This window comes from Paenisporosarcina sp. HGH0030 (assembly GCF_000411295.1).
Classification (GTDB): domain Bacteria; phylum Bacillota; class Bacilli; order Bacillales_A; family Planococcaceae; genus Paenisporosarcina.
Window position 1 is genome coordinate 2,426,539 of sequence record NZ_KE150421.1, and the last position, 13,411, is coordinate 2,439,949.

The 13,411-nt window shown below is 39.5% G+C and carries 11 protein-coding genes; 2 read left to right on the forward strand and 9 right to left on the reverse strand.

Annotated features, from left to right (window positions below):
- Positions 1 to 27: 27 nt before the first annotated feature.
- The 4 genes from HMPREF1210_RS11575 to HMPREF1210_RS11595 form a co-directional block, all read right to left on the reverse strand.
- Positions 28 to 807 (reverse strand): hypothetical protein, encoded by a 780-nt coding sequence (locus HMPREF1210_RS11575; protein WP_016428877.1) that lies wholly within the window; start codon positions 805 to 807, stop codon positions 28 to 30.
- A 138-nt stretch (positions 808 to 945) separates the two neighbouring features.
- Positions 946 to 2,328 (reverse strand): MATE family efflux transporter, encoded by a 1,383-nt coding sequence (locus HMPREF1210_RS11580; protein WP_016428878.1) that lies wholly within the window; start codon positions 2,326 to 2,328, stop codon positions 946 to 948.
- 129 nt (positions 2,329 to 2,457) lie between these two features.
- The gene (locus HMPREF1210_RS11585; RefSeq protein WP_016428879.1) at positions 2,458 to 3,645 is read right to left on the reverse strand and encodes a NupC/NupG family nucleoside CNT transporter; all 1,188 of its coding nucleotides are present in this window, start codon (positions 3,643 to 3,645) and stop codon (positions 2,458 to 2,460) included.
- 1,592 nt (positions 3,646 to 5,237) lie between these two features.
- Complete coding sequence (locus tag HMPREF1210_RS11595; RefSeq protein ID WP_016428880.1) at positions 5,238 to 6,287, reverse strand: LLM class flavin-dependent oxidoreductase; 1,050 nt, start codon at positions 6,285 to 6,287, stop codon at positions 5,238 to 5,240.
- Between the two features lie 205 nt (positions 6,288 to 6,492).
- Here HMPREF1210_RS11595 and pgeF point away from each other — a divergent pair, with 205 nt between their 5' ends.
- Positions 6,493 to 7,266, forward strand: a complete 774-nt coding sequence (pgeF, locus tag HMPREF1210_RS11600) for a peptidoglycan editing factor PgeF (protein WP_016428882.1) — start codon at positions 6,493 to 6,495, stop codon at positions 7,264 to 7,266.
- 207 nt (positions 7,267 to 7,473) lie between these two features.
- Positions 7,474 to 7,965 carry a hypothetical protein gene (locus tag HMPREF1210_RS11605; RefSeq protein WP_016428883.1) on the forward strand — a complete coding sequence of 164 codons (492 nt, stop codon included), beginning with the start codon at positions 7,474 to 7,476 and terminating at the stop codon, positions 7,963 to 7,965.
- Positions 7,966 to 8,424: 459 nt separating this feature from the next.
- Here HMPREF1210_RS11605 and HMPREF1210_RS11610 read toward each other — a convergent pair whose 3' ends face one another.
- Genes HMPREF1210_RS11610 through HMPREF1210_RS11630 form a run of 5 tightly spaced genes read right to left on the reverse strand, consistent with a single transcriptional unit; the run spans position 8,425 to position 13,410 of the window.
- Positions 8,425 to 8,802 (reverse strand): DUF3899 domain-containing protein, encoded by a 378-nt coding sequence (locus tag HMPREF1210_RS11610; protein ID WP_016428884.1) that lies wholly within the window; start codon positions 8,800 to 8,802, stop codon positions 8,425 to 8,427.
- A gap of 17 nt (positions 8,803 to 8,819) precedes the next feature.
- Complete coding sequence (locus HMPREF1210_RS11615) at positions 8,820 to 10,445, reverse strand: peptide ABC transporter substrate-binding protein (protein WP_016428885.1); 1,626 nt, start codon at positions 10,443 to 10,445, stop codon at positions 8,820 to 8,822.
- A 34-nt stretch (positions 10,446 to 10,479) separates the two neighbouring features.
- Entirely contained in the window at positions 10,480 to 11,433 is a 954-nt protein-coding gene (locus HMPREF1210_RS11620; RefSeq protein ID WP_016428886.1) for an ABC transporter ATP-binding protein, read from the reverse strand.
- The gene (locus tag HMPREF1210_RS11625) at positions 11,426 to 12,448 is read right to left on the reverse strand and encodes an ABC transporter ATP-binding protein (RefSeq protein ID WP_016428887.1); all 1,023 of its coding nucleotides are present in this window, start codon (positions 12,446 to 12,448) and stop codon (positions 11,426 to 11,428) included. Before HMPREF1210_RS11625 ends, HMPREF1210_RS11620 begins: the two co-directional genes overlap by 8 nt.
- Before the next feature lie 14 nt (positions 12,449 to 12,462).
- Positions 12,463 to 13,410 (reverse strand): ABC transporter permease, encoded by a 948-nt coding sequence (locus HMPREF1210_RS11630; protein WP_016428888.1) that lies wholly within the window; start codon positions 13,408 to 13,410, stop codon positions 12,463 to 12,465.
- Position 13,411: the final 1 nt, after the last annotated feature.

The window sequence follows — 13,411 nt, forward strand, 5'->3', positions numbered from 1 at the left end:
TCTACCCTCCTTACCTATTTGAAATCTTCACTCGGCTACACATAAATTGGCCAAACGTCTAATTTCTTCACCCATCCTCTGATTGATAGGAAAAACATCTTCTAAATACTTTAATATATGCAACGCTGATTCAGGGACATGATGATACCCTTGCATCATGTCACCAATCGTCTGTGCAAAACGTGGAAATCTTTTTTCCAAGCGTCTTTCATTGTTAAATACGTCTGGAAAGTACTCTACTTCTGGTTCAATCAAATGCAGCACATTCAGAATATTATCGATGGCCTCACCTTGAACAAACTTCAAAGCAGATAGTTTCTCCCCTCTTGCATAACGGCACAATCCCACATACAAATTAGTTAGCGCCTCATTCAATGAATAGTTCAGTGAGTGATCTTTTTTGAGCGAAACATTTTGAACGATAGGTATGTGCAAGCCTTTATTTATGAAATGTGCCTCTTGCCAAACAATTCGTCCCTCAGAAAACGAAATATGGTCCATTTCTTTTTCTTCAAAAATGGCAAACTCAGCATAAATCCCGTCTTCAAATAAGATTTTATGCCCGTCTTTCGTATTCTTAAAAGAAAACGCTAACGGATAAACCGTTTCTAACCAATCCAAACGGTCAATAAATCTGGATTTTAACTCGGGTCTTGCAATCACGAAGAAATCCAAATCCGAATAGTCATCGAGCCGCTCAAGCTCAATCCCCACTGAACCGAGTCCAAACAGCAACAACGCACCTCCCGTTGATTCCAAACTCTGACCAATTTCATCTAATCTGCTTAATAATTTCTGTTTTCTCAATCGCCCATTCCTCCCCTTTGAATAGAAAAAGGGTCCAACCACCGTATTTACGAGGTTGAACCCAATCGTTACATTGCCTTTAGTTTTCTTAACTTGAAATTATCATTGTGCGTAAAGTCTGTCAACTTCATAAATATATTACGTTTGTGTTGTCTCTGAAACTTCAGGAGGAACAAGGGCATATTTCTCCCAAGCCCTGCTCTTCCATCGGAAATACATAATGATGCCTCTTGTCCACTCGTCTGCAGCAATGGCCAACCAAATTCCTGGCAGCCCCATATTCAAATGGAAAACGAAGAGATAGCCTAAAGGCAAACTCATCAACACCATTGAAAAGACTCCTATTAGTACTGGGAATTTAGCATCTCCCGCAGCGCGCAAGGAATTGATGATGACGATATTCATTGTCCGTCCCGTTTCCAGAAGGATACTGAGCAACAGAACAGTGGACGCTATTTTGATGACTTCTGGATTATCCGTAAACAACCCGATTAGCTGATTGCGGAAAATCATAACAAGAATGACCATACATAGCGTAAATATAAGAGCTGATTTTAAACTCTTCCATAATCGCGAATATGCTTCTTCTTTTTCATTTGCCCCGACCAATCGCCCAACGATGATGGCAGTTCCCATACCAATCGCGATGGCAAATAAGAATGTGAACATGGAAATATTCATCGCATATTGTCTGGCAGCTAAAGCTTCCGCTCCTAGATAAGTCGCATAATACAAGAAGACAATTTGACACGCTTGATACATGACTTGCTCAAACGCTGCCGGAATCCCGATGTGCAGGATTTTGCCAATGTATTCTTTGGACAGGTTAATGTAATAGTGAAATTTCACTCTATATTCCATGACTTGATAGAGTAACCAGAAGAACACAATGAGTGCAAGGAAGCGACTGATGACTGACGAGATGGCGGCACCTTGAACCCCCATTTCAGGGAATCCGAATTTCCCGAAAATCAGCAAATAGTTACCGATTACGTGAATGATGTTCATGCCCAACGAAACATACATCGTTTGTTTGGTCCACCCGTGTACACGTATAATAGCCGCTAATGAATTAATGATGGCCTGAAGAAAAATTGCGCCTCCTACAATGGACAAATATTGTTCTGCATACGCCAATACCTCGCCTTGTAAATTCATGGCCGACATCATGCTTCGGGCAAACAACAAGTATCCAGCGCTTATTACAAGACCAATCCCAAGATTTAATGTAACGGCTAGCCCGGATATTTTTGATGCTTCGATATACCTCTTGGAACCGAGATATTGTGAAACCACAATCGCAGCACCAGTTCCGACAACTTCGAGTACTAAAATGGCAATGTGTATATATTGATTTGCTGCACCGACTCCCGATACGGCATCATCCGAAAGGGCACTCAGCATGAACGTATCTACAATTCCCATTAACATAAAAAGAAAAATTTCTAAAAAAATAGGCCATGTCAGGCTGAATAATTTCAACTTCTCCATTGGCTTGTTCTCTGCTTTAATTGTTGCCATTTTTTCACCTACTTCCCAAGTAACAATATGTTATCTTATCAATTACTAGGACAAAAAGAAAGACAAGTAACACAGTGGTTACTTGTCTCAACTATTTTTCAGATAGGTCATTTCTTCAGCAAAGTTGTGTTAGATGAATAGTCCAACGACTGTAGCTGTTAGTACCGATGCCATTGTAGCAACTAACAACATCTTGAGGCCAAACTTGGCTACAACCCCTGATTGTTTTTCATCAATTGCCTGTACTGTTCCGATGATGATTCCAATGGAACTAAAGTTAGCAAATGAGATTAAGAATGCTGATACAACGCCTACAGTTTTAGCAGACAAGTTAGGGATCATTTCTTGGAAGCCCAACATGGCTACAAACTCATTAGAGATGATCTTTGTTCCCATTACACCGCCTGCTTGTACCATTTCATTAGCTGGTACACCCATTAACCAAGCTACAGGTGATAATACAAACCCCATAATTGTAGTCAAGTCTATACCAATAGTTGATGTAAGAACAAAGTTAACCATTGCAATAAGAGAGATGTATGCAATAAGCATAGCTCCTACAATTCCTGCAACTTTCATCCCATCGATGGCACCATTGCCAATTGCCTCGAATAGAGACTTATCATTAATCATATCTTTAACTCTTATTTCTTCACCTTCAACTGATTGAGCCGGAGCCACCATAGAGGCAAGTAGTAAACCTGACATTATATTAAGAGGTAGAGCTACCAGTACGTATTCAGAAGGTATCATCGTCATATAAGCTCCTACAATGGATGCTGATACACTTGTCAGAGATGCTGTAGTAGCAATAAATAATCTGTTCTTATTCATTTTAGGAATATGGTTCTTTACTGCGATTAAAGCTCCTGTATCTCCAAAGATTGAAGAGGCTACAGTAGAGAAAGATTCAATTACAGGAAGACCTGTTAATTTAGAAACTGCTCCTCCAAGATACTTGATCATAAGAGGTAAAATTCTGATGTAAGTCAATACACTTAGCAAAGTGGATGTAAATACAATCAGCAATAAAACCGAGATAAAGAATACCGGTCTGTCATTCTCAAACACAAAGCCACCAAAGACAAAAGCGATCCCTTCATTACCAAATACCATCAACTTAGCGAAAAAGTCAGTAACTGCTTTTACTACCTGTCCACCAATTGCTGTATTAAGCATGGCATAAGCTGTAACAAGCTGAGCTACAAACAAGATTACGACTGCTCTATAGTTGATGTTTTTCTTATCATTCGACATTAAGAATGCCGCTCCAAGTAATACAATAACTGATAAGATCGCTGTTAATATTCCTGTCATGTTGATTACTCCCCATTTCATCAGTTTATTATTTTTCATCCTCTGATTTGTTAAACAATGTGTGTCATTACATATCCAATGTAGATTATCCATGTCACCATGGAATTTTCAATTCCTATGATATCCCTTAAAATTTAGCTTTTCCTATACTTTTAACTAAATACATTGATAAATGAAATCGTTTTCTTAAAACGGTACACGATTGGAAAAGCATAATTTTTTTAAAAAAATTAAGTGATGGTACAGAGCATTTTACACACTCGTTTAGGATTACGATGAATCGCTGAATAGAGTTATGTTTAACATAATCAAGAGGTTTTATATACGTGCTCCAAAAACCAAAGCTACGGACGATTATAAAGTTGCAACAAAAAAAGCATCTCTAGGGAGACACTTAAACAATATACTATATCAAATTGGATTCTCTTTAATTTTGAAAACTTATACTTAACTGATTTTAATTGCCGTTTCAATTAGGAAATGGACATAATGACAACAACCGAGCAGAAAGAACAGGTGCCAGAACACTGTTTCTCTTTGATAACCCAATGCTCATCTTTCAACTTTGATTGTTGCCATTTTTCCATCTATTTCTTGGTTAACAAGATTTTACTTTAAAATTACTCGGTTTTTTTATGATTTTAACTTTTTAACAATCAAACTTTCTTCCTTAACGATCGAGCAATCGAAGAAGGCACAACCAATTATTTTCAGTATATAATCCTCATCCAGAACTCAGAGGAAGCAACCCCTTATTTGGCGTTCGAACGATTTCGCATAACTCCCCATACTTTGTCATAACGTGGAGGTATGGGGGGAATAAAATTACAAAGGTACAGAAAACTGCAGATGTCGTAAAGAAAGGAATCGGTTTTGGAACTTGCCTTTCGATGGTTATCTCGTACACAGCTTATAAGTCTATTGGTTGGGCCATTGTACACGGGTTTTTTAGTTGGTTTTATGTCCTTTATTATTTAATAAAGAATTCAACAGATTTATTTTAAAAAACCAAAGACAGACTTCTGAAAACGAAGTCTGTCTAGACTGTAGACAAAAAATAAAAAGAGTGAATATAACTGTATACTAATGAAAAAGAGCGTATGCAAGAAAATGTTGATTTCCTTTGCGACGGACGCGTTTCGCGGGCACGGCTTTAGTCTCCTCGTCACTACGTTCCTGCGGGGCCTTCAGCTCGTGCTGTTCCCGCTGAAAAGATTGGGACCAAAGGCAATTTGGTCCTAATCTTTGCGACGAGTAACCGCAGGAGCAGTTGTTTTCTGCCGCCTCCACTCCAATCAACGGATTTCGCTTCTGTTTGCGTATCTCTTCATATGATTTCATTAGTAAGATGGTCGGCAATTTCTGAAGACTCCTGCGAAAAAACGAAATAAGAAGAAAATTCGACACTAATCCATAATGCAAAAGCGGTTAGACTTTCAAAGTGAATTTAGGCAACTTTTTAAGGCCGTAATATACAAGGATTGTTCTGAATCCTGTATATTACGGCCTTTTTAATTTATTTATATAATGATTTCGTACACCAATGACATAAACAAACATTCTCTAGACCATGAATCTGTAGCAATAGATGCTTACTGTGTGTCTTCCCATTTGGCGACTTCTTCCCGAACGATCGGTGCCACTTCCGTTCCTAACAGTTCAATGGCCTTCATCACATCAGCATGAGGCATCGTCCCAACGGGTACATGTAGCATAAAGCGTGTAATCCCTACATTTTTACGCAGGTGTATGATCTTTTGGGCAACGGTTTCCGAATCCCCTACATACAATGCCCCTTTAAAACTCCGAGCTGCATCGAATGCCGCACGGTCGTAATGACCCCAGCCTCTCTCCCGTCCAAGGACGTTCATGACTTGCTGGGTCGGTGGGAAAAATTTATCTGCTGCCGTCTCATTATCCTCTGCAATAAACCCGTGTGAATGGGAGGCAATCGGTAATTTTGATACGTCATGACCTGCCTTAGCCGCCGCTTGTTTATAGAGCTGAACAAGTGGGGCAAACTGCACGGGGCGTCCTCCTATTATTGCCAAAACAAGTGGCAGTCCCAAAAGTCCTGCGCGGACGACCGATTCACTATTACCCCCACTGCCAATCCATATAGGCAAAGGATCTTGAACAGGACGCGGATATATACCAACATTATCAATGGCTGGGCGATGCTTTCCAGACCATGACACGATTTCGGACTTCTGTAATTTCAGCAGCAAGTCCAACTTTTCTTCAAACAGTTCGTGATAGTCCTCTAAATCATAGCCAAACAGTGGAAAGGATTCGATAAAAGAACCCCGTCCAGCCATAATTTCCGCACGCCCATTCGAGATACCATCAAGTGTGGCAAAGTCCTGGAATACCCGGACTGGATCTGCAGATGAAAGCACAGTGACCGCACTCGTCAATCGGATTCTCTTTGTCTGTGATGCTGCAGCTGCCAACACTACTGCTGGAGAAGAGGCCGCAAAATCATGACGATGATGCTCTCCAACCCCAAATACATCCAATCCAACTTGATCGGCAAACACAATTTCCTCCACGACTTCACGCAACCGTTGTGCGTGGCTGATTACTTTACCGGTTTTAACATCAGGTGTTGTTTCTACAAACGTGCTGATTCCTATCTCCATTAACAAGACCTCCTATATAATTCACCGTTTTCTCAAATGAATAAATTTTATATTTTCTTTAATATACTTCATTTTCGAGATATTTTCCTTTCGAAGAATTTCTTTCAGATACACGTAAATGTCACTATCCTGCTTAGGAAAAACCATACTTATACTGTCCTATACATTAGCAATTCACTGCTATATAGTAAAATCAGGTGATGATATGAAATCAAACATATACTTAAACAATGAAAAATTCATTGCAGGAATGACCATGAAAAATGAAGTCGAACTGGAACACAACAATATGGCTCTCCACGCCTGTGAATCCACGGCTGATATAGTAGAAAACCGCAAGAAATTAGCTGCCTTCTTACATTGCGAACTGGATAATTTCGTTTGTGCGAATCAGACACATAGTGCGAATTTCCATCGGGTAACGCTTGATGATAAAGGACGCGGCGCGAATCAGGTTGATACAGCCATTCCGGATACAGATGCCCTGTATACGTATGAGCCTAATATCTTGCTAAGCAGCTTCACAGCTGATTGTGTCCCTGTGATTTTTTACAATGAAGTGACTGGCCTGATAGGCGTTATTCATTCCGGCTGGCAAGGTACCGTCAAAGAAATCTCATTAAAACTTTTTGAGCATTTAAATCAAGTTGAACGTTGTAACCCAAGTGATTTACATGTCCAGATTGGTGCAGCGCTGAGCCAGGAAAAATTTGAAGTTGATGAAAATGTGTATGTAAAATTCAAAGACCTTGGCTACGCCGATGATTTTATGTATTACAATGATCAAACCCACAAGTATCACATTGACAATCAGTTGACCGTGAAAAAGCAATGTGAATTAGCAGGCATCCCGTCAGAGCAAATTACGATTGACCGTACGTGCACGTTTGTTAGTCCGGATGGCTTCTCTTATCGCCAAGACAAACAAAGCGGAAGACATTTGAGCTTTATTATGAAAAAAGGGAATGACCCGGAATAATTTTAAAAGCACATCAACATTAAAAAGTTGATGTGCTTTCTTATTGTTACTTCTCGACCTCGCTTAATGCTCCTATTTCAATGGAAATTCATCTTGTTTGACAGTCATTTAATTCCCATTTTTCAAAATGGAATCAATATACATTTCACACACCGACAAGTGTACGCATAGCATAAGAGATAATTTCATAACGACGGAGGTACAAATTTGGTCAATTTTTTATCTTTCCAGGGAACGGTCATGGAAATCAGTGATTTCATGATAGGAGCAAATGGTGAAGGAGAAGGTTGCTATACGTTGATGTCAGTAGATAATGGTGCTGGAGCTTCAGTAAATTTCGTGGTATCGCCGACCACTTATTTTGTTAACCAGGAGATGGTCGCTGTGGGAGACCGGGTAACCGGGTACTATGATGGAAATGCCCCTGTTCCTCTCATTTATCCACCGCAATACCGGGCACTTATCATCGTGAAAGATAATCCTTATCAAGATGTGAAAGTCGATTACTTCAATAGCCAATTGGAAAGCAAGGATGGACAATTAAAATTAAATCTTACTCCTTATACTCCGATTATATCTAGGAATGGGCAACCATTCACACGGAGTATTACGAACCGAAACCTGATTGTCATCTATGGTCCAACTACGAGAAGCATTCCGGCACAGACCACGCCATATGGAATTATTGTTTGGTGTTGAATTTAAAGGAATCCGCATGGAACTTGCGATTTTTATTTATTCGTTCATGGTAGGGTTCATCGAAATAATGTAAGAGGCAAAAAAGACGGGAGATTTTTTCTTCCGTTTTTTTGTTTGGATATAAGTGTTTTCTTATTAGAAGAGAAATTACATTTAGTCTGCCTTTTATCCTCTTGGAGTTAATGCACCTATGCTTCTAATTCATTGTGTTTTGTATATTTTAAAATTAAAAAGCTAAGTCACGAAGCCATATAACTGAAAAACCACGGTCTTCTGGATTGTGAGATTCCAGTTTTGATTGAATGACTAATATTCAGGTAGTAATTTTTTGGAGGTTTGTAACATTTAGCCACTAAAAGTTTTTAGAAGAGAACGCCAAAAAACGGACTCACCGCAATAGGCGGCGTATCCGTTTTTATTATGATAAATAGCTATTTAATCGGATAAGAAAATTTCCCTTTATAAGTTAAATGACCAAACTGTCGACAACAGGAGTATTCCTGTGCCTATGCCGAGTGAATATGTCATCAATTGTGTTGAAAGCTTGTTCTTCCACTCTTTAAAAACATTATCCGCATCAATCAGTTCATCCACTTCTTTCATTGAAGCAGAGTTTTTGATGGTCATGTTGCTTAATGTTTTAAATCCTTGAAAAAACAAATCGAAAAACCCCGTCTTCAACACGTACATAGATGCACCGACTAATAAAGATATGATTCCAATCAGAAACAGTTTATTCAAATCTGCCTCTGAAACAATTTGGATCTTTTGGAAAAATGCCAAGAAAATCACCACAATAGCGACAGAACCATCAGAATAAAAATATCGTTTTACCATTTATATTTCTCCTTTATTTATTCTGACACCTTCTCGGCATATCTGAGGTCTGGTTTTGATAATACATCAAGACGAATTCCTTCAATCTTTTTGCTTATGAGGGTATTTTGTGCAGAGAAGAGGATTGGAATAACTGGCATTTCTTCCATCAATACTGTTTCTGCTTCATGTAATAATTCAAATCGCTTATTTTCATCCTGTTCAACGAGTGATTTTTCTACCAACTCATCAAATTTACTATTGCTCCAATTTGTGAAGTTACTTGAGCTTTTCGAAGTATACAAGTTTAAAACTGGATATGGATCAAGGAAATCTCCGCCCCATCCCATGCGTGCTAACTGGAAGTTTTTTTGCTTGAACGTATCAATATATGTTTTCCATTCCTGATTTTCAATCTTCACATCTAAATCAAGATTTTGTTTGAACATTTCTTGCAGGACCTCGGCGATTTTCTTATGATTGCCTTCTGAATTGTATTTCAACGTGAATTCAGGAAGCTTGTCCCAACCCTCTTCTTTCAATCCTTCTTCTAACAATTCCTTTGCTTTTTTAGGATCAAATTTAAAGTACTCAGGGGCTTCATCTCTAAAATCTTTACCTGATGGAGATTCAACACCGTATGCAACGTAGCCATATGCAGGCTTTTCTCCCCCTTTAAGGATATTTTCAGTAAGGGCTTCTCTATCAATTGCAAATGATAATGCTCTTCTGATTTTTGCATTAGTGAACGGTTCTTCCTCAACATTAAATGTATAGGTATATATGCTAAAGGATGGAAAATTCTCGTATTCTTCATTACTTTTCTCTTGTTCAACTGTCTCTGCAGGTAATGCTGCTACTAAATCAAGTTCGCCTGCTTTATACATTTGGTATTCAGTTGTTGCATCAGCGACCATTTTGAAATGAACGGTTTCCATTATAATCTGATCTGCATTCCAAAAACTCTCACTTTTTTTAATCGTCAATTGTTCATTATGCTTCCATTCTGACACTGTATATGCCCCATTTGTGACAATTCCTTCTGCTTCTGCAGCCCAATCTTTATTAGCTTCAACAACCTTTTGATTAACTGGTAAGAAACCTTCTCCCAATACTACTTTCGGGAAAAATTTCACAGGGTTATTCAATTCAACAACAAGCGTTTGATCGTCTTTAGCTGTAATTGCTACATTTTCTACAGTCCCTTTTCCTGTGTTGTAATCCTCCGCGCCTTTAATATAATAAAATTGTGAAGGGTCATAAGCAGCTGTTTCTGGATTCAAAACTCGTTTCCATGAGAATTCAAAGTCTTTTGCTGTTAAAGGATCTCCATTGGACCACTTAACATTATCTCGAATTGTAAATGTATAGGTTTTTCCATCTTCTGATACACCTACTTTACTTGCTACACCATCCACAACCTCTCCATCCTTATCATAAGTAAATAACCCTTGATATAGATGGCTAATAACCCAAAAGGAAGTGGTATCAGATGCAAATGCTGGGTCCAATGTATAAGGCTCTCCACCAAGGTTTGCAGTGATTTCTTGTTTAATATCTTTTTTTAACTTACCTGATGTAGCTTGTTCTGGATTGTTACATCCAGCTAATGCTGTCACTATCAATAACATGGTGGCGATGAAAGCTAACGATATTTTTTTCATGTTCTTTCCTCCGATTCATTCTCTAAGTTTGTTGTTAATACAGATGGCATGCTACCCAATGATTTTCCTTTACTTCTTTCCATTCAGGCATTTCCATAGCACAGTGCTCCATTGCTGAAGGGCATCTGGTTCTGAATGGGCATCCACTAGGAGGGTTGATTGGACTTGGTGGATCTCCTCCGAGAACTATTCTTTCGCGAGTCCCTCTGAGTTTAGGCGCTGAAACTGGAATGGCTGAAAGAAGAGCATTTGTATAAGGGTGAAGAGGATCTTGGAAAAGAGTTTGGCTATCTGCCAATTCCATCATTTTCCCTAAGTACATCACTCCAATCCGGTCACTGATGTGTTTCACCATTGCTAAATCATGCGCGATAAACAAATAGGTCAGATCCTCTTCCTTTTGCAGATCCTCCAATAAATTCACTACTTGCGCCTGGATAGAAACATCAAGGGCGGAAATGGGTTCATCCGCTACAATAAACGATGGTTGTACCGCAAGCGCTCTTGCGATTCCGATTCTTTGCCTTTGTCCTCCACTGAATTCATGGGGAAAACGCTTGGCATGATCCGGATTCAAGCCTACTCTTTCTAGAAGCTGAAACACTCTTTCCTGCTTCGCTTTTCCTTTTGCAAGGCCGTATGCATCAATACCTTCTGCAATAATTTCTCCCACCCTCATCCGGGGATTAAGGGAGGCGTGTGGATCCTGGAAAATCATTTGCATCTTACGGTTAAATTCCCGCTTTCCTTTTCGATCCAGCTGTGAAATATCCTTTCCTTCAAACATCACCTTTCCAGCAGTCGCTTCGTACAAACCGACAATTGTTCTGCCTATTGTGGATTTTCCACTTCCACTCTCCCCAACAATGCCAAGAGTTTCTCCCTTTTTTATTGAAAAGGAAATACCGTCGACTGATTTGATAACCTGCTTATGACCCACATCGAAGTGTTTTTTCACGTCATGAATTTCTAATACATTTTCAGACAAGTTGCTCACTCCTTGCTGTATTTAACTCTTTCACTTTCACGGCACGGTGATCATTCAACCAGCACTTGGCATAATGATGGTTTGAGAATGTTTCTGTCTTTGGCATATGTAAAACGCACATTTCCATTGCAAAAGGACACCTGGAAGAAAATGGACATCCTTTTGGTGTGGCGAATAAATCCGGGGGTGATCCTTCAATGGGAATGAGTCTTTCTCTCTCGGGAGAATCTAGGTTAGGAACTGATTTAAGAAGTCCCCATGTATATGGATGTTTTGGGCTTTCGAAAATTTCCTCAACTGTCCCACTCTCCACTACCAGTCCGGCATACATGACTGCAACACGATCGGCAACTTCTGCCACGACTCCCAAGTCATGCGTGATTAATATAATTGAAGAATTTCGCTTTTGCTGAATATCTTTTAACAAATCCAAAATTTGTGCCTGAATGGTTACATCAAGCGCTGTTGTTGGTTCGTCTGCAATAATAAGTTTAGGATTACAGGCAAGTGCAATCGCTATAACTACTCGTTGCCGCATTCCTCCACTGAACTCATGTGGATACTGTGAATATCTTTTTGCAACATCCGGAATCCCGACTAGTTCCAGGAGTTCAAGGACTTTTTTCTTCGCTTCATTCTTTGATAACTTTTGATGTTTCAAAATGCCTTCGCGGATCTGGTCTCCTATTTTCATCGTTGGGTTCAAAGATGTCATCGGATCTTGAAAAATCATGCCAATTTCAGATCCGCGTATTTGTTGCAGCTTCTTTTTTGAAAGTTTTGTAATGTCCCGGTTTCCAAAAGTTATCTGCCCATTCTGCACTATTCCATGTGGAGTGGGAACCATTCCCATAACAGCCTGTGCTGTCACACTTTTCCCGCATCCGCTTTCCCCGACAATCGCTAAGGTCTCCCCTTCGTCAATGTAAAATGAAACTCCTCTTACAGATTGGATTTCTCCACCATACGTTCGAAAAGACACTTTTAAATTCTTCACTTCTAGTAGCTGACTCATATGACCTAACCTCCTTAATTTTTCGATCTCGGATCCAAAGCATCTTGTAATCCATCGCCGAAAGCGTTAAAAGCGAACATCGTTAATGAAATCATGAGAGCTGGGAAGAATAATCTCCACCATTGTCCGCTTAAAATGATACCAAGAGAGTCATTTGCCATTGTTCCCCAGCTCGCAGTAGGTGCCTGTACCCCAAGTCCGAGAAAACTTAAAAAGGATTCTGCAAAAATGGCTTGAGGAATAGTAAATGTTAAGGTCACAATAATGATTCCCATCATATTCGGCAGTAAGTGTTTAATAATGATTTTGCTATGGGAAGTCCCAAGCTTTTCAGCGGCTAAAACATATTCTTGCTGTTTCAACTGAAGTATTTGTCCTCTCACAATTCTTGCCATTCCCACCCAGCCTGTAATGGACAGTGCAATAATCATGGTGATCAAGCCTGGTTCCATAATGACCATAAGCAGTATGACTACTAAAAGATACGGAATTCCATACAGGACTTCGACAATTCTCATCAAGAAACTGTCAATTTGGTCTCCCGTCTTGCCTCTTCCGGCCATATATCCTGAAACACCGCCGACTGCGATACCGATTACAAGATCAATAATTGCTGAAGCAATTCCGATGATTAAGGAAATCCGTGCCCCGGCCCAAATTCTTGCCCACATATCACGGCCGAGATCGTCTGTGCCGAACCAGTGTTTACCAGACAAAGGAAGATTTCCTTCTGTCAATGACTGTTCGCTCTGGCTATATGGAACCAAATAAGGACCGATAATAGACAGTAGAATGATAGCAGTCAATAAAACAAAACCAAGGACAGCCATTTTGTTTTTAAATATTTTTAATACAGCATCCTGCCAAAAGCTCAAACTTGGCCGTGAAATTTGCGTATTATCAAAATGAGCAGGATTTGCTGGCCGAAATAATGAATCCGTTTCCGGTAGAGAATTTGTCACA

What these genes read in the sequence shown, in the direction of transcription:
- HMPREF1210_RS11585 (WP_016428879.1), bottom strand. Translation starts at nt 3,645, where the DNA reads ATGACAGGAATATTAACAGCGATCTTATCAGTTATTGTATTACTTGGA.
- HMPREF1210_RS11610 (WP_016428884.1), bottom strand. Translation starts at nt 8,802, where the DNA reads ATGGTAAAACGATATTTTTATTCTGATGGTTCTGTCGCTATTGTGGTG.
- pgeF (WP_016428882.1), top strand. Translation starts at nt 6,493, where the DNA reads ATGAAATCAAACATATACTTAAACAATGAAAAATTCATTGCAGGAATG.
- HMPREF1210_RS11580 (WP_016428878.1), bottom strand. Translation starts at nt 2,328, where the DNA reads ATGGCAACAATTAAAGCAGAGAACAAGCCAATGGAGAAGTTGAAATTA.
- HMPREF1210_RS11595 (WP_016428880.1), bottom strand. Translation starts at nt 6,287, where the DNA reads ATGGAGATAGGAATCAGCACGTTTGTAGAAACAACACCTGATGTTAAA.
- HMPREF1210_RS11615 (WP_016428885.1), bottom strand. Translation starts at nt 10,445, where the DNA reads ATGAAAAAAATATCGTTAGCTTTCATCGCCACCATGTTATTGATAGTG.
- HMPREF1210_RS11625 (WP_016428887.1), bottom strand. Translation starts at nt 12,448, where the DNA reads ATGAGTCAGCTACTAGAAGTGAAGAATTTAAAAGTGTCTTTTCGAACG.